Annotated in this window: 24 protein-coding genes; 6 read left to right on the top strand and 18 right to left on the bottom strand. The window is 35.6% G+C overall.

What is annotated here, in order from left to right:
• Positions 1-8 precede the first annotated feature (8 nt).
• The 7 genes from E0W69_RS07655 to E0W69_RS07620 form a co-directional block, all read right to left on the bottom strand.
• Positions 9-317: a DUF4133 domain-containing protein gene (locus E0W69_RS07655; protein ID WP_131329430.1), complete on the bottom strand. Its 309-nt coding sequence runs from the start codon at positions 315-317 to the stop codon at positions 9-11.
• 8 nt (positions 318-325) lie between these two features.
• Positions 326-817: a hypothetical protein gene (locus E0W69_RS07650; RefSeq protein WP_131329428.1), complete on the bottom strand. Its 492-nt coding sequence runs from the start codon at positions 815-817 to the stop codon at positions 326-328.
• Positions 818-855: 38 nt separating this feature from the next.
• A complete protein-coding gene (locus E0W69_RS07645; RefSeq protein ID WP_131329427.1) occupies positions 856-1,182 on the bottom strand; it encodes a DUF4134 domain-containing protein in 327 nt (108 codons plus the stop codon).
• A 78-nt stretch (positions 1,183-1,260) separates the two neighbouring features.
• Positions 1,261-1,590 (bottom strand): hypothetical protein, encoded by a 330-nt coding sequence (locus tag E0W69_RS07640; protein ID WP_131329425.1) that lies wholly within the window; start codon positions 1,588-1,590, stop codon positions 1,261-1,263.
• A gap of 415 nt (positions 1,591-2,005) precedes the next feature.
• The gene (locus E0W69_RS07630) at positions 2,006-2,263 is read right to left on the bottom strand and encodes a LytTR family DNA-binding domain-containing protein (RefSeq protein WP_304487945.1); all 258 of its coding nucleotides are present in this window, start codon (positions 2,261-2,263) and stop codon (positions 2,006-2,008) included.
• Between the two features lie 27 nt (positions 2,264-2,290).
• On the bottom strand, positions 2,291-2,581 hold the full coding sequence (locus E0W69_RS07625) for a LytR/AlgR family response regulator transcription factor (RefSeq protein ID WP_131329421.1): 291 nt from the start codon (positions 2,579-2,581) through the stop codon (positions 2,291-2,293).
• Positions 2,582-2,691: 110 nt separating this feature from the next.
• The gene (locus tag E0W69_RS07620) at positions 2,692-3,174 is read right to left on the bottom strand and encodes a histidine kinase (RefSeq protein ID WP_131329420.1); all 483 of its coding nucleotides are present in this window, start codon (positions 3,172-3,174) and stop codon (positions 2,692-2,694) included.
• A 128-nt stretch (positions 3,175-3,302) separates the two neighbouring features.
• Between E0W69_RS07620 and E0W69_RS07615 the strand changes: the two genes are divergently transcribed.
• Both E0W69_RS07615 and E0W69_RS07610 read left to right on the top strand, forming a co-directional pair.
• Positions 3,303-4,001 (top strand): SOS response-associated peptidase, encoded by a 699-nt coding sequence (locus E0W69_RS07615; RefSeq protein ID WP_131329419.1) that lies wholly within the window; start codon positions 3,303-3,305, stop codon positions 3,999-4,001.
• Between the two features lie 60 nt (positions 4,002-4,061).
• Positions 4,062-4,451 carry a DoxX family protein gene (locus tag E0W69_RS07610; protein ID WP_131329418.1) on the top strand — a complete coding sequence of 130 codons (390 nt, stop codon included), beginning with the start codon at positions 4,062-4,064 and terminating at the stop codon, positions 4,449-4,451.
• On the opposite strand, the gene E0W69_RS07605 is transcribed toward E0W69_RS07610, so the two are convergent.
• The 4 genes from E0W69_RS07605 to E0W69_RS07590 form a co-directional block, all read right to left on the bottom strand.
• Positions 4,448-5,707, bottom strand: coding sequence for a Y-family DNA polymerase (locus tag E0W69_RS07605; RefSeq protein ID WP_131329417.1), 1,260 nt, complete (start codon positions 5,705-5,707; stop codon positions 4,448-4,450). The two genes, E0W69_RS07610 and E0W69_RS07605, sit on opposite strands and share 4 nt — an antisense overlap.
• Positions 5,704-6,096, bottom strand: a complete 393-nt coding sequence (locus E0W69_RS07600; RefSeq protein WP_131331924.1) for a LexA family protein — start codon at positions 6,094-6,096, stop codon at positions 5,704-5,706. The genes E0W69_RS07605 and E0W69_RS07600 overlap by 4 nt, the downstream gene beginning before the upstream one ends.
• A gap of 471 nt (positions 6,097-6,567) precedes the next feature.
• Complete coding sequence (locus E0W69_RS07595; RefSeq protein WP_131329416.1) at positions 6,568-7,407, bottom strand: RteC domain-containing protein; 840 nt, start codon at positions 7,405-7,407, stop codon at positions 6,568-6,570.
• Positions 7,408-7,492: 85 nt separating this feature from the next.
• Positions 7,493-8,131, bottom strand: coding sequence for a hypothetical protein (locus E0W69_RS07590; RefSeq protein ID WP_131329415.1), 639 nt, complete (start codon positions 8,129-8,131; stop codon positions 7,493-7,495).
• 110 nt (positions 8,132-8,241) lie between these two features.
• Between E0W69_RS07590 and E0W69_RS07585 the strand changes: the two genes are divergently transcribed.
• Together E0W69_RS07585 and E0W69_RS07580 are read left to right on the top strand one after the other, a co-directional pair.
• The gene (locus tag E0W69_RS07585; RefSeq protein WP_131329414.1) at positions 8,242-9,228 is read left to right on the top strand and encodes a helix-turn-helix transcriptional regulator; all 987 of its coding nucleotides are present in this window, start codon (positions 8,242-8,244) and stop codon (positions 9,226-9,228) included.
• Between the two features lie 292 nt (positions 9,229-9,520).
• On the top strand, positions 9,521-9,850 hold the full coding sequence (locus E0W69_RS07580; protein ID WP_131329413.1) for a DUF6520 family protein: 330 nt from the start codon (positions 9,521-9,523) through the stop codon (positions 9,848-9,850).
• Positions 9,851-9,871: 21 nt separating this feature from the next.
• Here the strand turns inward: E0W69_RS07580 and E0W69_RS07575 are convergent, their stop codons facing one another.
• From E0W69_RS07575 to E0W69_RS07555, 5 genes are all read right to left on the bottom strand, one after another.
• Positions 9,872-11,230 (bottom strand): RagB/SusD family nutrient uptake outer membrane protein, encoded by a 1,359-nt coding sequence (locus tag E0W69_RS07575; protein WP_191967998.1) that lies wholly within the window; start codon positions 11,228-11,230, stop codon positions 9,872-9,874.
• A gap of 10 nt (positions 11,231-11,240) precedes the next feature.
• Positions 11,241-14,648 carry a SusC/RagA family TonB-linked outer membrane protein gene (locus E0W69_RS07570; protein WP_191967997.1) on the bottom strand — a complete coding sequence of 1,136 codons (3,408 nt, stop codon included), beginning with the start codon at positions 14,646-14,648 and terminating at the stop codon, positions 11,241-11,243.
• A gap of 131 nt (positions 14,649-14,779) precedes the next feature.
• On the bottom strand, positions 14,780-15,904 hold the full coding sequence (locus E0W69_RS07565; protein ID WP_191967996.1) for a FecR family protein: 1,125 nt from the start codon (positions 15,902-15,904) through the stop codon (positions 14,780-14,782).
• Positions 15,905-16,044: 140 nt separating this feature from the next.
• The gene (locus E0W69_RS07560; protein WP_131329409.1) at positions 16,045-16,581 is read right to left on the bottom strand and encodes an RNA polymerase sigma factor; all 537 of its coding nucleotides are present in this window, start codon (positions 16,579-16,581) and stop codon (positions 16,045-16,047) included.
• Positions 16,578-17,852, bottom strand: coding sequence for a TlpA family protein disulfide reductase (locus E0W69_RS07555; protein ID WP_131329408.1), 1,275 nt, complete (start codon positions 17,850-17,852; stop codon positions 16,578-16,580). Before E0W69_RS07555 ends, E0W69_RS07560 begins: the two co-directional genes overlap by 4 nt.
• A 201-nt stretch (positions 17,853-18,053) precedes the next feature.
• Between E0W69_RS07555 and E0W69_RS07550 the strand changes: the two genes are divergently transcribed.
• On the top strand, positions 18,054-18,473 hold the full coding sequence (locus E0W69_RS07550) for a helix-turn-helix domain-containing protein (RefSeq protein ID WP_131329407.1): 420 nt from the start codon (positions 18,054-18,056) through the stop codon (positions 18,471-18,473).
• 15 nt (positions 18,474-18,488) lie between these two features.
• Positions 18,489-18,896 carry a helix-turn-helix domain-containing protein gene (locus tag E0W69_RS07545; protein WP_131329406.1) on the top strand — a complete coding sequence of 136 codons (408 nt, stop codon included), beginning with the start codon at positions 18,489-18,491 and terminating at the stop codon, positions 18,894-18,896.
• 949 nt (positions 18,897-19,845) lie between these two features.
• Here the strand turns inward: E0W69_RS07545 and E0W69_RS20580 are convergent.
• Together E0W69_RS20580 and E0W69_RS20575 are read right to left on the bottom strand one after the other, a co-directional pair.
• Positions 19,846-21,207, bottom strand: coding sequence for a helicase C-terminal domain-containing protein (locus tag E0W69_RS20580; protein WP_225321439.1), 1,362 nt, complete (start codon positions 21,205-21,207; stop codon positions 19,846-19,848).
• On the bottom strand, positions 21,173-22,375 hold the full coding sequence (locus E0W69_RS20575) for a DEAD/DEAH box helicase family protein (RefSeq protein ID WP_225321438.1): 1,203 nt from the start codon (positions 22,373-22,375) through the stop codon (positions 21,173-21,175). The genes E0W69_RS20580 and E0W69_RS20575 overlap by 35 nt, the downstream gene beginning before the upstream one ends.
• Positions 22,376-22,384: the final 9 nt, after the last annotated feature.

Below are 22,384 nucleotides of genomic sequence, written 5' to 3'. Positions count from 1 at the left end.
AATAATTACTATAGGTCTTTGAATAGTCTAACCATCGTCCTGGTCTTGAGTGCTTTGGGGAGCGCCTTGAATCCTGCTTGTTTACCCAGACCATGCACGCCGTATTTTTTGGAATACTTACCAACTATTGAAAACAACAAGGTGCCGAGTGTGCCAATGACGGGAAGCACCAGATAGAGTGTGACACCGATCAGGTAAAGCAAAGCAAACAAAAACAGCAGAGCGACGAGTCCGACCACCATATAGACCAGATACTGGGCACGGATCCCCTTGAATTCCAGTGGGCGGTTGATGCCCTTGTTGAAACTATACTGCATATCGCTGTTTAATGGATGATTTTGGTAGAATGGAAGTATTCCTGTATTTTTTTGAGCAGTACATAATTGAAGGCGGTATCGGTCTGGCTATCCTCACTGAACTGAAAATCCTCAAAGATGGGAATCAGAAGCGCTTCCAGATTGGTAATCTCATAGACGAGTATGCCCTGTTGTTTCCATCTTAGGTATTTAGTACTGAACTGTGTTTCCAAGAAATCCGACAAAAAAAGGAATCGGGATGGTTTTAGATCTTTAGTCAAAAAATCCATGCACGCTTCCTCTATGAAACTGGGAGCGGTTTCTTGTTCTATCAGTTGGTCCAACAAAGGATAGGCGGTCTGTACTTTTTGTTCCAGGTATTCGGTTATCTTTCCTGTTCCCTGCAATGCCAGCAATAGATCTGGATTATTTTGCAGCATATAACTGTGTAGTTGATGTATTAGTATTTGTTCCATTTCAATGATAAATTTGGAGTTATGAATTGTGAATTGTAGAATCAAGACAACTATATACGAATAGTTACCCAGTGTCCATTTAACTAGACGCCAAAGAAGCTTTGTAGGACGGTAGCAACAACGACTAGGAAGATGCAGCTACCAAACCATGCGGCGGCCACTTTGTTGGTGTCTTGGTCCCCGGAGTTCCATTTGTTGAATACCTTGATGGCACCTACGATACCCACTACGGCACCGATAGCATACATCAGTTTAGTGGCAACGGAGAAATAGCTTTTTACTTTCGTCGTAGCTTCTTCAATACCTGCGGCACCGTCTCCGGTCTGTGCCATTACGACAACAGTGAGTGTCGTCAAAAGTATGGTGACTGACAAGACCTTTATAGTCTTTGGAATTTTGATTAGTTTCATGATGGATTGGTTTTGAGGTTAAAAAATTGCAGAAATATGTAGTTGTAGTTAAGTAGAATTAGATAAATCAAAATTGTCTTATTCTTTTTTCCAGACGGCTTTGAGGTCGTCTTCTTCTAGTACAATACCACAACTATCCAGTGCGGTCTGCGACATATGCCAATTCAAGGAATCCATGAAGGGCGTAAGTTCTTCCGTGAGATTTTGTTTTTGGATGATACTTGAAAGTTTTGAGATTAATTCTTTGGAATCTGTATTGGTACCCAGACTCGACAATACTTCTGTGATCTGGTTGCCTGTCTCTGTTGTTTTGTCCAGTTTCCGAATGGTTTCCGGCGTTTCTTCTGGTGGGATTTCATGATTGGATTCTTCTTCCATCTGAGTATTTTCAGGGGATAGTGCGCCCATAACGTTGATGGCGGAATTGTGCGATGGGAAGTTTGTCCTTGGAGAAATGTTACGGGAAAAAGAAGGAATGATCTTCTTCCCGTAAAAGCGGAAACCAATACCTACATAATAGACTGCTGTGGTGACTCCAATAGTCATCCAATAATGCGACCAGCTAATTTTTTCCAACATGGTGGTAGATTTTTTTTGTTGTTGAAATAAACACGGTGTCGTGTTGTTTACAATAGCAAAACTGGCCAAACGGAGAAGCCGAAATCCCAAGGTGTTCCCAAGTTGGGTAGTTAAAAAATGTTAAAAGTCTCGTTGAGTAATTATACTTAAGATATGAATTGGCATCAAATTTTAGTAGGAATTGACAAGTAGGATATAATAAAAACTTTAATAATTGGAGATGTATCAATTTGTGCAGGACGCATCACTTCTTTTTCCGTAGTTTATCTTTTAGAGCAGTTTTGAATGTTTTCCCAATAGGAATCTCCATATTTTTTATCCCAATAGAATTTGTATTTACGTATTCAATATCCTTTATAGAAACGATAAAGGATTTATGTGTCTGTATAAAATCATCAGCAAGTAATTGCGACAGGATTTGTTGCATGGTTATATGTCCAAACAATTGTCTGTCTTCCAATATTAAAGTAACATAGTTTTCTGCGGCTTTAAGTACTCTAATCTCTGAAAAATAGATCTTCTCTATTTTTTAACCGGATTTTAAAAACAAATAATTAGTATTTTGATCATGTGTTAGGTCTATATAGTCTCTAGCTTTTTCTACAGACTTGATGAATCTTTCTTGACTAATAGGTTTTATTAAATAGTCTAATACATTTAGTTCAAAACTTTGGAAAGCATATTGTGAATGAGCTGTGGTAAGTATGATCAACGGTCGTTCCAAATGTTCCAACAAAAAATCTATACCGGTTTTACGTGGCATTTCAATATCCAAAAAAAAAGATCCACTTTCTGGCCTGCTAATATATTTTTTAATCATCAATATTTTCACCTACGCCGACCAATTACAAAAAAAATAAATCCTCGACATAACGCGTTAACCCTCTTCTCGCAAAGGGCTCATCATCTATGACAACACAAGTTAGGCGTTCAGGCATATTTCAATTTTAAAATTACTTTGAAATCAACATCACTCGCATGAATAATCAGACTATGTTTGTTCGGATAGATTAATTCTAGTCTTCTTCTAAGATTTTCCAAACCAATTCCTTGCTGAAACTTATTTAATTCCAATAGCGAATCTTTCGAATTTTTAATGTAAAATTCTATCCAATTTCCATTTTTTCCCAATTCCATATTTAAATATAATTTACCACCCGAATACTTAAATGCATTTTCAATTAAAGGTAAAAACCATAATGTGTAAATCTTTTGATCCTTTAATTCAATATCATACGTTACTTTCAGATCCAAATTTTCCGAAAGTCGAAGCTTTTGCAATTGTATATAACTATTGATACATTGAATCTCTTGTTCAATTGGGACCATTTCATCAGGGTTATATAGTTGATATCTCAATAAATCAGAGAATATTTCCACTATCATTGTAGCGCCTGCAATATCTTCATCCATTTGAAAATAAATTGTATTGAGCGCATTAAACAAAAAGAGTGGGTGATATTATGTCGGATTTTATTTTTGAATTTTTTAGATATTGGATAAAACTACAATTATTAACTTGTGACGAAATAGGATAGTTTATGTGTTATCATGTATCAACAGCCCCAAAGGAAAAGCTAGATAAATTTGCCAAGAATAAATCATTGATAATTCAAACTGCAATTGAAAGTTTTTATCATGTTTCTGGATTCGCTCGCCCATATTTGCCAACGATCTTAAACGGTGATTCTAAATTGATTCAGCCATCAAGATGGAAGCTGTTACCATTTTGGGTTAAAACTGAAGAGGATGCTAAAAAGTATGCAAATACCTTAAATGCTGAAAGTGAATCAATTTTTGAGAAAAAAAGTTACGCTCCTTACATCTTAAAAAATCGAGGGCTTTTATTGGTTGACGGATTTTATGAGCCTCATAGTATAAAGGGAAAGAAAGAAACCGAGAATTATTATTTAACTTTTCCAGAGCATAATATATTTTCCTTAGGTATTGTATACGCACCATGGACAGATAAAGAAACTGGAGAAATAACGAATACATTTTCCATTATTACAACTCCGGCAAATGACCTTTTGACGAAAATTCATAACGTAAAAAAAAGAATGCCCTTAATCATCCCAGAAAATAAATGGAATGATTGGTTAACTGCTGACTCTAAACCAGAGATTGAAAATTTAATGCAGCCATTAGAAGATGGAATTTTAGAAGCTAAGCACGTTGTTAGAGTTACAGGAATGAAAGGAGAGGATACTAATAATGCAGAGATTCAGAAACAAATTTGATTTAATGGAAAATTACTGAAACTTTTTATCCAAAATAGTTGTTAAAAGGTAAATAAAAGTATGGGCATAGCTAAAACATTTGGCAGATGGGCTTTGGGTAGTTTCTTAATTACTGCAGGTATTGCTCATCTAACATTCAAAAGGAAGGCATTTAAAGCACAAGTACCTAACTGGATGCCACTAAAAAAAGATGATATAGTTGTTTATTCAGGATATGTTGAAATAGTACTAGGAACTGGATTGTTAGTTGCTCCTAAAAAATACAGAGCATCCATGGGTAAAATCGCAGGACTTTTCTTTACGGCAGTCTTCCCAGGTAATATTGCTCAATATGTCAATAAAATAGATAGCTTCGGCTTAGATACCGATGAAAAAAGGCTTGCACGACTATTTTTCCAACCCTTTTTAATTTGGTGGGCTATAAATTCTACAAGCAATAATTTTGACTAAATCTTTATAGTTAATATATCGTTTAATTCAGTTGTATAGCATGGTGAAATATGATTTCTCAACATGTGTGCTTTATGCAAAAAACCATGGGCAGCAATCCGTGTGACTTTATAGCCATATCGCTTATTTATTTCATCCATAACATGCATTGCTGTATTGGATTTATCATTTTCGGCTATTGCAAACAATGATCCTTGTACCACATTCTCAGGACATAAATCAAATGCCATTACTCCGCATTTTTTGTAATTAAATCCTGGTTTGAATATCTTTTGTAAACCTACTTTAGCCGCTCTGATCAGTGTAGTTGTATTGTTGGATGCTTTTAGTAAGGGAACTTTAAAGCTATTGTAATATTGTTTGTCTTGTTTTCTAAATCTATTAGTATGTACAAATACAGAAATGGAGCTAGTGCATTGTTTTTGTCTACGTAGTTTCATAGCTAGTGTATCTATATGTTTGAATACGGCATTTTCAACATCCTCATATTTAGTTAAACTACGAGGGATAGATCTTGATACAACCATGTTTTTTTTATCTGGCGTCTCTAATTCCATTTCAATACATGAAATGCCGTTTAGCTCCTTCCAAAGACGATGCCCAACAACCGTCATTTTTTGTAAAACAAATTTTTCTGGAAGTTGGGAAAATTGCCATGCGTTGGTAATATTCAATTTTTGTAATGCATTTGCATATTGTCGACCAATACCCCAAACGTCGCCAATTTCAGTCCAATTCAAAACGGTTTGCGTATTTTCTTTACATAAATACACACCCTCTTTAGTTTCTTTCTTTGCATATTTATTTGCAGCTTTTGCAAGTGCTTTTGTAGGTGCAATACCTACACAAACCGGAATACCCACTTCTTTTAATATCGCTTTTTTTATTTCAATTCCTAGTCCATAAAGGTCATTATGGTAATTTTCAATACTAGAAAAGTCAAGAAAAGACTCATCAATGGAATAATCCTCGACGGTAGCAACGTAACGTCTTAGAATAGAATGTACACGATTACTCAAACTTCCATATAGGGTATAATTAGAGCTGAAAACCTTAACATCTTTTCCAAATGGTAATTCCAATAATTGATAATAAGGTAGTCCCATTTTAACACCCAATGCTTTTGCTTCATTGCTACGAGAAATAACACAACCGTCATTGTTTGACAAAACAACAACAGGAATTCCATTTAGATCAGGACGAAATACTCGTTCACAGCTTACATAGAAATTATTACAATCAATTAGTCCAATCATATAAATTGATTTACTGCTGCAGTAACTACCCCCCAAATTAATGCATCGTCTTTACCACTGATTAAAACGGAAGGGAACGCTTTATTTTCAGGTTGTAAATACCACTTTGCTAAAGTTCTTACTAATCTTTTAATTGTAAATTCTCCAGAAATGCAAGCCACCACAATAGAACCATTTTTAGCAGTTAAGGAACGATCAACAATCAATATTGCTCCGCTATTTATTCCTGCACCGATCATACTTTCTCCATCAGCACGAACTAGAAATGTAGATAATGGATTTTTAATCAATTCCTTAGGTAAATCGATATCCTCTTTTGCATAATCAGCTGCGGGAGATGGGAAGCCTGCAGGAACTCGGTTTATAAAAAATGGCAAAACAATAGCCATTGATTCTTGATATTTTGAAATAATCATCATTTGTAAATACTAAAATATTTAGCAAATATGAAGAATTAATTACTAATTTTTGTTAGTTTTTATTTATCAGAATGGATTTTAATACCCAATTTTCGATAATTTAATTTTGGTTGGCAGATTTGTTTTGTTGAGAATATCAAATAATTTAATAGATTTACTGAATCTAATTAATAATGAAGTATACGATCCTTTTGCATTTTTATGCAAAGGGATTTTACTTTGATTTTTTAGACCTTGATGAAATTCCTAAATAAACAGCTAGTGCTACGCAAATGATAGAGGATAGAATCATAAAAAAATTGAAGGGTTTGTAATTTATGGAATTTAATCATTTTTCGGTAAGTTTCCAAATTCACGCATAGAGATTGTCAAAAAACGATAATTTCTTACGTAAAAGAGATTTTTTAAGATGTTGCGGATAAATGTATAATTTAATAAGACTTAAGATCCTAAATCAGACTGTTCTAGGCCGCGAATTAAGTCTTTTCGTAATTTATCTATAAACATGCTTTGATTTTTTCTTGAATATAAATCTTGCTTATTTCGGTAAATATTTACTTGTTGAGTATTGAAAACTTGTGCTAATGCATCTGCGATTGTTTTTACGTCTACATTTCCCTGGTTTATAGCGCCAGAGTATTTCAGTGCATAAGCCATCTCGGTTAAGGACATACCTGTATCTGTCCAATTTAATGTTGATTGTACGGAATGATTAGATTCAGTTTCATTTATTTTTTCCTGTGCAAGTAGTTTTTCAATGTAATTCAATAATCGTTCATAAGCTTTTAAACGAGCAATGGTGAATCCTGCACCCGTTATGAGTTGTGCTTCTAAAATAAAAGTTGATTCATCTAGGAAAGGAATTTCTAATTGTAACCCATCATTTAGAAAAAGTTTTTCATCCAAATATTCATGACCTCCAGCCAAATATTCGGATATTCTTAAATTTTTCTCAAAAAAACGATTGATATCTCTTCTTTCCTTTTCCAAGCGTTTACGTCGGACATTACTTGAAACTATACTGGATATGTTTAATTTTTGTACTTGTATAAAATAGATATATTCTGCAATAAATCGTGGTGCGTAGAATTTATGATATTTCAATTGTTCGTTACGGCTTTGAAATATATAGTTATGCATGAAAGATCGCAACTCTAAGATGGTGGCATAAATTGCTCTTATTGCTTGCATATTATAGTCTTGTGTTGTTACATCAGTCGATCTACTTTCGCCAGATGCCGAAATATAGCGATTCCATAATTGAGTTATATAGTTTTCCATGATATTTCTATTAGGTTAAAGAATTATAAATGATTTGTTTTCAACAATTTGATCAATGCTTCCAATTTCCACAACTATAGGTTATTCACTTTTTTGAAAATGCCATAACCATGTAGACAGTATTGTCTTTTATCGGTACAGATTCCGTTTTGACATCAGGTATCTCAAACAGGGAATTAACCAACTTCTTATTTTTTTCTACGGCAATAAGCAATGGCGAAAACTGTCCGGATGCAATAAAGAATTCCATGATAGTTTGCAGAAATAATGCAATCATGTTCTCCCTAATTATTATATTACCAAATGATGGTATTCGGTACCGAAGTCCTGCATAGACAGCTATAGCATAAGGACGGTAAAATTGAGTATTGCGATTAGAAAGTACCATAAAATCTATTTGCATTCGAACTCTACCGTTTTCCTTTACTATTAAGGGGTAGACGGGAATGCCTTTGTTGAAATGTACCCCGTAATAAATCAGGTTTAAGGAGTTTGCCCATATACGACATAAGCCTAAGTTGGAAAAATAACACAGGCTGGAAATAATTTGCCAGCGTTCCCATTTTAGAAAGCCGGAATCTTTAGGATTCATCCAATGGATAGTCTGAAAAATGTTTTCCCTTTCGTAAATACGTCCATACAAAGGGTCTGGGCATTGAAAAAGCGATTCCAGAGAATAGATAGTAGCAGACGGTAGGATTGTTTTAATTGTTTCTTTTGTCATTTTTTGGTAATTTTAAGTTAACACTATAGTCGCTGCATCAAAAAACTGCCCTAAAAAGACAAAAAGTGTCCTAGGAAATCCAAAAAGTGTCCAAAAGCTAATTTTAAGGAATGGTAGAGGTAAGAATAGAGGAAAATGATACTGGAAAGATAAGAAACACGGTAAAGTTCATGAGGGAAATGCGCAAATTACCAGCATTTAAACAAAAATACGTGCAAGGAAGGAGCGGAGGCATAAATGTTTCTTGGCGTGAATTTTTGGAAGCTGATTTTTCCATATGCCTTACTGAATATGATATGGACAGAGACTCACGCATATTTATTACAGCAAACCGTCGACTTTGGGTAATGCCAGTAGTTTTGAGAGGTACTGTTCATGTAACGTTTCCCGGGAGAAAAGCCATGGATATATTCGGTTCACAATACCACTTGTTGTTACTGGAAAAAGCAGAGCGTATTGAACTTGTCAACCTAGTCTCTAGTGGTTTAATATGCCTATTACTGTTTGATCCAAAATTTTTCCAAACAATAGAAAATGTATACATGACTGCATCAGAATTTTCAAATGGAAAATACTCGTTACAAGGAAGGGCATTTCATTTCTTGACATTACCCATGCAACAAGTTATGAAATATATCCTTTCTGAAATAGTAGACAATACCAGACTCGACGTTTTCCGCATGACTCTTTGTGTGAGGACATTCGTTGTCATGGCAATGGCTGAACTTGACAAACTCAAAAAGTCCACCTCATCGATAGCCGTATTTCCTGAATGGCAGGTCAACAGTGTACGTGAAGCAGCCATTTTTTTGGCGGAAAATCTGGACGAATATCCTGGAACAGCCAAACTGGCACGTAAATCAGCAATGAACGTTTCTACATTCCGTAAGGTATTTGCCGAAACAATGGGTTGTGGTGCACAAGCCTACTGGAATGACAAAAGAATGGAAACTGCACGGCAATGGTTAATCCAACATAAATTTAAGCCCCTAGAAGTGGCAAGAACACTTGGTTTTTCTTCTTCGCAATCATTCAACAAACAGTTCAAAAAGCACTTTGGCATTGCTCCTTCACAGATGTATAAAAACCATCAATAAATTAAATTAACAAATTGGTCAGTTAGTAATTAAATCATATCGTATTAATTACCAACTCATTAGATGGTAATATGGTATTGAGATGTATTTTGTTTAGAACACCTTTCCTAATTCCACACTGCGGAAATTTGTCCTAACAAACAAAGCAGTTTATGTCACGATCCAAACATACAATACATTTTCCTTATTTAGGGAGTGCAGGTTTCTTACCGAGATAGCCCTGTGGCCATAAATATTGTCACAGGGCTTGTGAGAAAGATAAATAAATTTTCTAATCGTTAAAAATTTCAACATGAAAACGAATATATTAAAATCCCTTTTCGCTTTTATTGCAGTCTTAATGGCCGTTTCTATATCCTATGCATTTTTCAAAAACAAAAGTGTTGCACCCTTGACAGGCAGTGCCGTGACTTGGTATTTTTTAGGAACATCTGCTTCCGGTATGAAAACCGCTAGTAATTGGAGTACGACCAATCCCAATAATCCGGATTGTGGACAAGGCTCTGATTTACCTTGTGACATTACGTTAGAGGCCTCTAACAGCAGTCAATTGCAAAGCTACTTGGATGCCCATACCAATGCGCAAATCCTAGCAGCCGCAAATGATCAAAGACCGGAGTAGCATTTAAGTTGTGGAAATGTCCTATTTGTTTTGCTGCATTCCAGTTAATTGAATGACATCTTCTGGTATTCTGAGTACAAACCTGTCAGATGTTGGATCCAGCGTCAATAATTGACCATTGAGCCTACGGTGTAGGGAAATAGCTCGTTTTTCAAGGTTCAGCCTTTTAACATCCTGCCACCAAAGCCCGCGCATCAACAGTTCTTTTTTGCGCTCAACCAAAATGGTATCCAATGACTGTTGCTTACTGACGGACGTAAAGGGAACGTAAGCTATGGTTTTGCTCCATCTGGCCGACCTTAACTTGTTGAGGTCGGTCAGTCCGTTTTCCAAATCCCCTAATCTTACGGTGCATTCTGCATGAATCAATAATAGTTCATTAACAGAAATGCCAGAAAAAAGAGAAAGACCTCCAGTGTAATTACCCCTAAAACCAACGGAACCATCTGTATTGCTTCTGAAAAAAATGGATTTTCTCAAATCCCCGTTTGCATACGATGAGTATAGGTTCGTATCTATCTTGGCCCTGCTGATATTAAGGGGTGCAGGAACACTAATGCTACTATAGTAGATTGTTTCTGTATTAAATTGGGCAATAGGATATGTTTTACTAGTACCAATTGTATTGAAATCCATTAGATTGCTATTTATTTTTAATGCAGAATCAGCATATATTTCGGCCATTGAATAGTTGCGTATGAAAAGGTAGATCCTAGAAAGCATACCGAATGCGGCACCTTTGGAAGGGCGCATTACATGTATCGGAACCTGTGGTAAATAACTAGAAGATACTTTGAGGTCTGATAGTATTTGTCTATACGTATTTTCAAGTGTAGACCGGATAGAAGGAATATTAAAGTCTGGATCAGTTCGCAAGGGTATACCAAGATCAGTGCTCGTGTATACACTATCAAATGACTTGCACCATATACTGGCAATATTATAAAATGCTTTTCCTCTGTAAAAATAAGCCTGTCCAATGACGTTATCCCAATCATTGGCGTTTGTAGTTGTGCGTTCAATATTTCCCATTTCGCTGATGACAGTATTGGCCAGATATACCAGTTGGTAAGCATTTCCCCAGTCATTTGCTCCTCCGGGTTGGAAAAGCCCCGCACTATCCCATTTGTACATTCTTTTGTAGTAATCCGAGGAAAGTGCATTCCAGTCATTGTCCGTAAGATAATATTCATCAGAGCTAACCGCAGTAGCGGAGGGATCACTTGAATTTGTGGCAATTGTTCTATCTAGTAATGCCTGTAAATCCTCTAATGTCTGTGGTACAACTAAGTTGGAATTGGATTTTTCGTTTAAATATTTCTTGCAACCAATCATTAAACATACAAGTGCTAGAATAATCAATAATTTTTTATAACTCATAGTTTTGTTTTTAATAATTGAATCTGAATCCGATTGTATAGGACGGTTTGGGCTTAAGGGCATAATTGCCGAGATTGTAATCTGGGTCTATGCCATCGTGATTGGCTTTCCATAAGACTCCTAAATCTGCTACATTTAGGTAAAAAACCATTTCGTTGGTACCCATTGGCAGACTATATTGAAGATTTACATATCTGAGACGGATATTATCCCCTTTATCCACCAAGACTTCCGAACCCGCATAGAAATCACTTCTCGCGGAACTCTCTGGGTAAACCATGGATGGAACATTGGTGTGTAGTTCATCACCTGGTTGTTTCCAACGTTTAGAGAAATCTGAATGGCCTACCCAGTTATTGTAAAGATTGTAGTAATTGATAGAGTTGCGGTGGAAATAATAGCCTAATTTATATTGTAAGGAAAATTGGAGACTCCATCTTTTGAAACTAAATTCATTGATCATTGAGCCAAACCAGGTGGGAAGTGCCGAACCAAAATAGCGCAAGTCGGAAACCTGACTACCTGTCGTGGTTATACTTTGGTAATCCGTACTTTTTTGTCCATTTAGATAACCTATTGGATTGCCATTTTCTGGATCGAGACCGCCCCACATATAGGCATATACGGATCTTACCGGACTTCCTGGTATCCCGAAAAGGCCGTTGCCATCTTTTCCGACATAATTGAGGCCATTGGCATCCTGCAGATAATTTTTGGTTACCTTATCTTTATAATAGCTAATATTGGCTGTCAGTTGCCATCGGAAAATTTTATGAACAGGGATGGCTGTCAATTTAATGTCCCATCCCGAACCTTGCATATCGGCTGCATTTTTAAGGATACTGGAACCTGCCCCTGTCGTATAATCTAGTGGAGCGTAGCCGAAAAGTCCCTTTCCTCGTTTTCTGTAATATTCAATCGTGCCATGCAGCAGGTTATTCTTAGTTCGAAACTCTGTTTGGAAATTATACATCCGTGAAGTTTCCCATCTTAGGTCTGGATTGTATATGTTGTCAAATCTGGCAGTTGGCGTGTTGTAGTAGCTATTAGCTGAAAGGTAAAGAATCGTCGTTACCGCTGACATGGCAGGGTTGATATTGCCACTTAGTCCATAAGTTGCCTTCAAATTGAGGTAAGGTATAAAATCCATATGATAGAACTTTTCATCGGATATTTTCCAACCCACTCCTGTAGACCAAAAAGGATTCCATTGATCATTGGTATGTAGTCCAAAAAGATTGGAAGCATCTCGTCGAGCACTAAACGATAGTGTGTACTTTTGGTTATATGTATAGGCTCCGTTGGCGAAATAGGACATGAAATTGGTGTGCAGTGTGCCGATAGCATCCATCCTAGGAATTTGTACCAGGTTTCCGTCCACGTAGTCGGGATAACTGCCTGTATAGTCCACATAACCTATCGTCGAGATATCTTGATTATATCCGTAATACCTATTTTGGTAATTGTCTGTTGTGGCACGTCTTAGCTCAGATCCAGCCAATATATCTAGAGACCCTTTTGCCCAGTTGTAGTCATAATTGAGTTGGAACCGGGTGTCGTTAGCTATTAAATTAGAAGTTGTACGGTCCAAAATACCTCCCTTAGGTATTGGGTAGGCTAACGTACCATCCGATCTTATCTGAGTGTAATAATTGACTAGGTTTCTACTGTAATAACTTTGTTCATCGTGAAGATGTTGGTTGTCCGTCTTTTGTTCCTCATGCCTAAAAATCATAGAAACTGACAATCCTTGGAAAATGGCATATTTCGCATTCATAGTTATGATATTGTCAGAGATATCGTTTTTGGTGTAATCGTGTTGGTAATCCAACAATGGGTAATAGTTCCAATCCAACAGATTTCCACCTCCCGCAGTATCCTTGTAGGACTGTGCATAATCCTTAATTAATGCAACTGGAATCCCATTTCCATCAGCAAGCTGTGCATAGGGTAACGTTGTAAAGTTATTTGAATTGACAGTTCCGTATCCGGACCTTCCTGTTTTTGTACTGTATCTTGTGTAATATAGAGCTGTACCTATTTCCAAATTTTTATAAGGTTTATAATTCGCATTGAAACTTAGATTGGTGCGTTTGGTGGTTGCTGCTAAGTTGTCTTTTTGGCTATCAAAGCCCATTGTAGTAATCCAGTTCAGCTTTTGCGAGCCACCCGAAATAGAAAGCGCATATTGCTGGTTGAAGGAAGGTTGATATATGTATTTGGAAAACTGGTCTCTGATGTCGAGTCCACTCAAGGCATCTATAGTGTTGTTTGCCAGATCTGGGTTAATTAATCCAAGGCGCTCTTTTTGTAGTATTTCCACGACAGGAGATATAACAGGCTTACTCAAAGAGCCTAGGTCATTGTCATAGAATCCGTTCTGAAATAGATATTTTTCCACGTCAATAAAATCGGAAGTTTTGATTTGTTTGATATATCCCAGGTCGGGTTTGGCGGAAGTCTGTAAAAATGAATTGAATCCCACCTTTAATGGCTGGTTGTACTTTCCCTTTTTAGTCGTAATCACGATAACACCGTTGGATGCCCTTGCTCCCCAAATCGATGCAGCCGCCGCATCTTTCAATATTGTAATATTTTCCACGTCATTGGGATTGATGTTGGAGATGTCTCCGTCGTAAGGAAAATTGTCCAATACAACTAGCGGGGAAGTTGGACCATTTATCGAACTTAGTCCCCGAACCATCAATCCACCTGTAGTGGTGGCCTTGTCCGTGGTGACACTGTTGGCTATTGCATCCAGTCGACCGAGTATATCCATGCTTGCCTGCTGGGAGAACAAAGATTTATCAATCAGTTCAAAACTCCCTGTAGCTCGTTCTCTGGAAATACTTGAATATCCATTGGATACAACTTGGACAGAATCCAGTGTTTTGTTGTCAACTTGCATATCAATATACAATGGAGTCGTAGAATTGCTTTTCACAATTGAATTATAGGTTTTGTAACCAACATTATCAATCTTTAGAAATGCGTGCAGTCCTTTAATCTCTAGCTTAAAATTTCCATTTTCGTCTGTTGTTGTTTGGATTTTTCCATTAAGAAATATATTCGCTCCTACAATAGCCATTCCGTTAGACGCATCTCTAATATGTCCTTCAATTATTTTTGTCGTATTGATTATTTTTTCCGTGTCTTCATTATCGGGAATCAATATTATCGCCTTTGCTTTTATGGTGTAATGAACGGAACGACCTGCAAAAAGAAGGGAAAGTACTTCTTTCAACGGCATGCTGTTTACATGGATTGTAACCTTCTGTTGATTTTTGAAGATATCCCCATCATAGACGAAAATGTTGCCTGACTGCTTTTCTATCATAGCAATTACGTCCTCCATTTTAATGTCATGCACATCCAGTGATATATTTTTTTGGGTGGACTGACTTTTGGAATGCAGCATTATTGAAAGTAAAAGGGCAAGGATGCAGATATGTTTTTGAAGATAAGGGAATAGCAAATCCCTTACCATGGTAGCCCATAGTTTATCAATTCTCATTTTGCTTAAAAAATTATATTAAAAAATCTGTAGTCTTAATTTGGAACTGTTCTTACAGCACTTGGAAAAATGTATATAGTGTTGTTTTGTACTTTAAATTTAGCGATGGTTGTCAGTTCCATCGTTTTAAGGTTTTCCCCCAGCGAAACGTCCCGAGGCAATACGCCATTGAAGGTTTTTTTGTCCAATCCATTGAAGTCTTCATACTTTACTGACACTCCATACCACCCCGCAAGTGTAGCCATCACCTCTTTTAATGGGGTACTACGGAAATGGAAATCTCCATTTTTCCAGGTAGTAGAGATGGTTGTATCTAATGTTTGAGTTTTTCCAGGGACGGTGAAACTGGAAATCCTTAGACTGCTACCAGGCTGCATCATGGTAGAGCCGTGCGCATTGGATACCTTGACTTTTCCTTGCACCAAAGAGGTCGTACAACCGCTATCATTACTAGTTATATTAAATTCCGTTCCGACAGCTTCTGTCATTACGCCGTTACAGTACACCCGAAACGGCATTTGATTGTTTTTTGCCACTTTGAAGAAGGCGTCCCCGGTAAGGTTGACTCTTCGTTCCTTTCCAGAGAACACTATTGGATAGTTAAATGTCGTAGACGGGTGTAGCCAAACTTCAGTTCCGTCGGATAGTCTAACATGGAATATTCCCTTGATCGGAACTATGAGTGTATTGTTACCCTGTGCCACTGCGTTTAAATGATTGTAAAAGAGTCCGTTTGACGTATTGGAAACATACATGGGAACTTGGGATCCACTATCTTTTTGAAGATGGTGGGAGATGCCTTTATCGTCTATCAAAACTGCATTGTAGCTACCAGGATATATATCGTTTTTTGATAACAATGTATCATTATCAGTGTGCTTGTGGGCTATTCTCCACCAGCTAAAAAGACTGACGACTAGAAGCAGGGATGCCGCAATGGCCCACCATTTGTAAATTCGCGGATTTTTCTTTTTTTTACTGTTTATACTTAACGATACATTTTCCCAACTTCCAGAAATGTCCTTACCCATAAAATACTCGAAGTCTTTTTTTTGTAGGGCAGGATCATTCAAGGCCGAAAAGAGCTCCCTGTTTTTGGGATCTTCCTCTAACCAGTTTTCCAATTCTAGAGACTCTTCTGTTTCCAGTTCCCCTTTCATGAATCTGGCAATGAGCGTCGCTATTCGGAACGATTGTTCGTTGTTGTCCTGTTTGTATCCTGCCATCGTTTGTTTTCGGTTGTTGTTCCCTGCTAAGACAAATAAAGCGTGCTAAAAGACTACAAGTTCCCCAAAAAAAGTCAAAAAATAAAAAAATCATACACACATACAAAAGCGAATACTACCCATGGAAACAAAAAGTATTTACGAAGTTGGGAAATTCCTCTTTGTTTCTGGGTTTTAACCGTACTAACATGCAGCTGTAACTCTCTGGCGATTTCACCTACACTCTTTCCATCTTCGAAATGCATCAGTATTACTTGTTGCATTTGACTTGGAAGTTTTTCTACCCCTTGCCAGAGCCTACGGTTTACTTCGCTTCGAATGATGAGATCTTCTATATTGGACTGTTTTTCCATATGTATGGTATACATATAATAATTATAGGTCTGACTTTGCCTGTCCCGTCTTTTCTTTTGCTTCAGATGGTTTATGGCGGCGTTTTTTACCGTGCTGTATAGCCATTGCCTAAAATATACGACGTGTTTTTTAGTCTCCATATCTGATAGTTTTAAAAATGCATCCTGCACGATCTCTTCGGCAATCTGGTCATCAGATACTATATTGTATGCAAAAAGGCATAATCGTGTATAATATTGTTCGAATATTGCTCTCATTGCTTTTTTGATTTATCGTGAACGATAATAACATTTAGTGTTTTTTTAACAGGGACAAGATTCAGACCATAGGATTTTATTTGACAACGTATGTTTTCTAATGTATACGGAGGATAAAGGGTAATATCAATGTTTCCCCGAATGCCTGTTGCGTCGATAATCGGTAAGGGTGTGATATTCCCGCCATCCAACTCGTTTACGAAATATTTTATGGGCTGGTTTCTAAAATTTCCTTTCTTCTTCGACCATAAATCGATTAATGGACGTCCTCCTTTTGTAACGATTTTGTTATTATTAGTTGTCCTAACTAATGCGATGCAATTCATGAGTCTTTGCTCAATCTGTACATCTATGTCCGTATTTTTACCAATTTCATCAAGCGCTTTTATAAAAAATGAATCTGAATTATTTTTAGATACTACAAAGGAAAATTGCCAATTATCTTTTCTTAACTTGTCCATCGTGGTACTATCTGACAATTCTAACAGGATACGGTTTTGGTTGAAGTTGGAATGGTAATAATTTTCCCATATTTGATTTCCCAACATGTTTAATATAAATAACAAGCTTTGGTTGGTATAGTTAAGCCCATATGTTTTTTCGTGATCTTTGAGATAATACTGTCCGACACCTGCGCCATCATAAATATTGCCATGTACCAATAAAGAGTAGTGCTGTAGGGTAAACGAAGAATCCAGTATCGCTGAAGATAGAAAGAGTGGTTGTGTGTACTTTATGTCAGCCTTTTGTTGGAAGTCCACAGTGTGTTGGCCCAATATTTTATCGATGTTTTCAGGTGTCAACTGCCTAGATGCAGTTATAGCCCGAACAACCCTATTGGAGTCTATCCATACTAGGTGAGGGACGAACTTATGTGGAAATATTTGTTGTAAGGTGGTGTCATTAGTTACAGTAGTAATACTGTATGCATTTCCTTTTCTGGCAACCAATTTATCCAAAAAATTTGCAGTGAAATCTGTTGGTTCGTATGTAACGTTTAGAATTTTTACTTGGACATTGTATTTTTTCTGTATTTCGTTGTTGTGGGCAAAAGTATTGATGCAGGCTGTGCACCATGTTGCCCAAAAATCCAGAACTAATAATTTTGATCGGAAGTCTGAAATTCTAACTGTATTACCTTTATAATTGAGGATATTCTGGAGTGTAAGATCAGGAATGGTATCGCCAATTTGCAAAGGTTTTATCTGCTGTGCATGATTATTTGAAAATAAGAAAATAAAAATAATTAATAAAATCGCACGGATATTCATGTAGCCTGTTTTTTGTGGTTAAAAAATCAAACAACATCCTTGACGCGATCTGACCCAATAAGGGTTAATTCAGGAAGCAGTGAAAACAAATAGGAACAACGATAATCAATTGCAATTATATGAAAATAGAAATAAATAAAGTTGTTAGTATAGTTGACATTTGTTAATTTTGGTTGTCTTTTGCTAATTAAATTTTGAAGTATGAAAGATGAAAAAGTTGAATTGTTCCCCGAAGAGGATCGTCATGATGGGCAAAACATACAAAGAATAAGAATATATCTTGGGATTAAGCAGGATACTTTAGCGAACGAATTAAATATTAGTCGAGCTAAGGTTTCAATAATAGAGCAACAAGATGTTGTCGAAGACTATTTGTTAAATGAAATTTCAAACGTTTTAGGAGTATCTCCAGATTTGATTAAGAAATTTGATGTAGAAAAAGCCATCTATAATATTAACAATTATAAAGATGCGACCATTAATGGTGGGGCTATTACGGGAAGTAGATATGCAAATCAACAAATTAACCCTCTTGATAAAGTAGTTGAGCTTTATGAAAGATTACTAAAAAGTGAAAGAGAAAAATTGGAATTATTCTTAAAAGAAAAAACTAATACCTAAAATAAATCATAATTTATGGAAGATTTAGAATTTGCAACGACTCAGCATGCAGGGCACAAAGTCAGTGGAGTAAGACGATTAGTAGGAATATCTCAAAAAGACCTTGCAGATAGATTAGGTGTTACTAAGCAAGCCGTTTCTAAATTAGAGCAGTCTGAAAAAATAAATGATGAGAGACTTGACCAAATTGCAGGAGCACTTGGTGTTACCACAGAAGGATTGAAAAAATTTAACAACGAATCAGTTATTTACTATACCAATAATTTTTATGAAAATTGTGGAGTTTCGGCTACTAATGGTGGAGTTATGGCAACTGGAAAGATTGAAAATAATAATCATTTTTCAATTGAGCAAGCCGAAAAATTGTTTGAAATGTTGTTAAAAATGGACAAGGAAAAGTTTGAAGAAGCTAAGAGAAAATGATCAGGCTAATTTATTTTTCTCTAATTTAGAAAACAAAATGAGTCAAATATAGATGCAATACTTGAAAATGCACACCTAAATGAACACCAAGTGCATTTGCTTCGTTTACTGAAAACTAGCAGGTCAGTTTATTAAAAATTATGACGGATGGGAGAACGAAGTATTCAGGGGGGTAGGGAATACACGAATACCCCATAAACTGCAATCAGATCAATGGCATAAATTTCCCCTGCACAGAACGAAGCAAGAGGAATTTTATGCCATTGCCTTTCGAAAAAAATATATACAAGCATAGAGGATACGCAACTAGACTTGGACGAATGGTGGACTATTTATAATTAGGAAAGAATAAATAGATGACTATATTACTACTTTAAATACACCCTTGCAGACATGTATGGACAGTAAAAATTCGGCAAAGGGGAAGAATATTGATTTACAATTCGGGCAAAATCCTAACTTTAATATATCGAATCAAATGGAAACGATCTCTGCAGAGGTGAAACCCGTCAGGGAGGGATCGTCTGAATAGTGGAAATATAAAATCGGATGCAAATCATGCGTCAGATTTCTAAATTCATTTTATTGTGTATGCTTAAGGAAAACCCTTTTGTCAAATTAAATCTTAATTATTGTAACTAAGGAAACTCCATTTGTCAGATTAGGTGTTAGTTATTTCACATAAAGGGTAGTAGCAACGAACTTTGTTTTGAACTGACGATGCCCTACCCCAAGAAATACTTTTCTCTATTGATTCTTTTTTTTAATCTAGCCTTCTATTGAAAGCATCATTTGAAAATATTTTGCACATTTAGTAAACGTATTAATTTATTCAATAATTTTCATTTGCACAAAGCAAAAAATATTTCGCATTCATAGATTTTAAAGAAAAATATCCCCTTAATTTATATTACTTAGTATTAAAATTATATATGTTAAAATTCATTGCTTACTTTTTATTATGGTAGTAAACTTCTGAATATTTATCAGTTATATCATCTATTGTTAATTCATGTGTCTTAATGAATTCATTAATCTTCTCCTCACTTATTTCTTTAATGTCAAAATTTTTAAATTCTTTAAAGAATCCTTTTACATTTTCCTTTAATTTCTTTAAACTGGCAAGCCTCATTATTTCTACATTATCAGTAAAATTTGCGTGATAAGATAATTTTTTGGTAGGGATAATCAATATTCGTTTAACGAATTTTTCACCATAAGTTTCTTTGAACCAACCACAATGAGAATTCATTTGACCAGCTTCGTATTTGTTAATTTCCCCCCTATCAATAGCAACTTCACTTTTACATTCAAAAAGGACATATTTATCATTAATCCCACACCATAAATTATCAGGCCCTTTTTTATATTCCTTATCGGGCCTTTGGCTTATAAATCCTAATGCAGAGCCTAATTCTTGTAAGGCCAATTCAAATTTCTCTGAGGACATACCAAAAACTAGCGCCCCCAAAATGTGATCAATTGATAATATTAACTCATTATATGATTCTTGACCATCAATAAATTTTTTTATCCTATCAATCCTATTGATATTTATGTAGTTTATTTTGTTATAACTTAAACCTTCTTTTGGGTGCAGTAATTGATAATTTGCCTTAAATGCGGCAAGCTGCAACTTATTAGATTCTAATACACTAATTGCATATTTGTATCTGGCTTGAGTTTGTAAATACCAACCTCTTTCGTCATTTGTATCACAGTAATTATCAATGATTTTTTGTATAGTACTAATCGCTTTCTCATTATTACCACTATAATGGTAATATTCTGCCTCATTTTCACAATTAATAAGCTCTAGAAGCGAACTATTAACTTTCTCGAACTCTATTTCGTCCATTTTTTCTTTGTAAAATTCTTTCCAGCCTTCATCTCTATCTAAAGATTGTCTTAACAAGGATTCAACCACTTTTATTGGATGTTCTTTTTTGTCCAAATCTTCTTTTGCTAACGATGCAATCTCAAGCCCTATTTCTATTTGTTTTCTAGTTTGTTCGGAAAAAAATTTACTCGTAGCTGAGCTTTTGATGAATTTAACTAAATCTGCCCCTGTTATTATTATTGCACTATAGTCCTTTTCGCCCCTAACACTTCTCCCTAATCCTTGCTCAATTTTCTGAGCGATTTGAGTGTTTATTACCTCACTGTTTGCACGACAGGTTTCCTCATAAATGTCTGAAAGTGATCTAAAATAAGGTTTTGAATCAATAATTAGCAGGCGACAACTGTCATCTGGCAAATCAATACCATCATACCTATTAGTAATGACGACTGTTTTTTTCGAATTTACCATTTTTTAATGATTGGATAAGTTCGAATATATTCGTAGCACTTGCAATAGTTGCTCTATATTCAGAATATTGCAAAGTAAATTTTGTATTGGGCACCAAAGAAACTATACCATATTTTTTAATTTCTGGTTTGGCATATTTATTTACAATTTCTTCTCTTATCAATAGTTCATCAATTAATGAGGGTATTATTAACATTTTCTCTCCAGACCATTTCTGTTCTGTATTAATTAATGGTTCATTTATTGTTTGTAGATCAAATTGCAACCCCTTTATAAAAAAAGAATCATCTTGTGTAGTTGCAGACATTAATACCCTATGCTTTGCATTTGCAAATGAACCAAAGTGAAACATGGGAATGTAGTATGGTGTAATTTCAATCTGGCTGCCAGAAATGATGGCTTTGTAGTTTACTATATTGTTCTTTAATATTGACCAAGTAAATAAGATTGATTTATTTTGATCTTCATTTTCGGCAAGAAGTTTTAATACTTCTGTTTTTTTGTTTATCCAACTCCAATATGGTATAGCTAAAATAGTTTCAAACTTCCCTTCTTTAATATCTAAAAGGCTTCCTTCTCCTTGATTTTCAAGATCCTCATAGAATAGAGTTAACATTTTGGTGTAAATGGATTCTTCCTTTTTAATATTTATTGTAAAGGATGATTTTATTGAATCAATACAAGCGTGTGAATCATCTAGTATGATAGAGTTTACATTAATTGAATTATTGTTCAGTCCAAAAACACTTTTGCCATTAAATACTTTTTGAACATAGGTTATCAATATTTTATCTCCATTTAAAAACTCGTCAGGAATTTCCTTTTCATCAATAAGCGAACAATGTGGAATTCCAAATTTCTTAGCTTCCTGAACTGTTTGCTTAGCTAAGTAAATGTTCGGACATACATATAAGCAAGGTGAATTTTTGCTATTTAGCTTTGAATGAAGTATTAAAAGGCCAATCAAAGTTTTTCCCTGACCTGTATGTAATTTAATAATAAGATTGTTTCTATCTTTTCTTTCATTATACCATTCTTTCAAAATATGCTCCTGTGCAGGTCTCAATGGTCCAGTCTCACTTCTCCTGTCTAATGAATCATAAATTTCGATAGGATTTATTTTTTTCTCTATGGATTTGCTCCCAAGTCTTTTTTTGAAGTCCACCATGTTTTTTGT

The organism is Rhizosphaericola mali, from assembly GCF_004337365.2.
Classification (GTDB): Bacteria; Bacteroidota; Bacteroidia; order Chitinophagales; family Chitinophagaceae; genus Rhizosphaericola; species Rhizosphaericola mali.
This window is presented reverse-complemented; position numbering and strand designations above follow the sequence as displayed.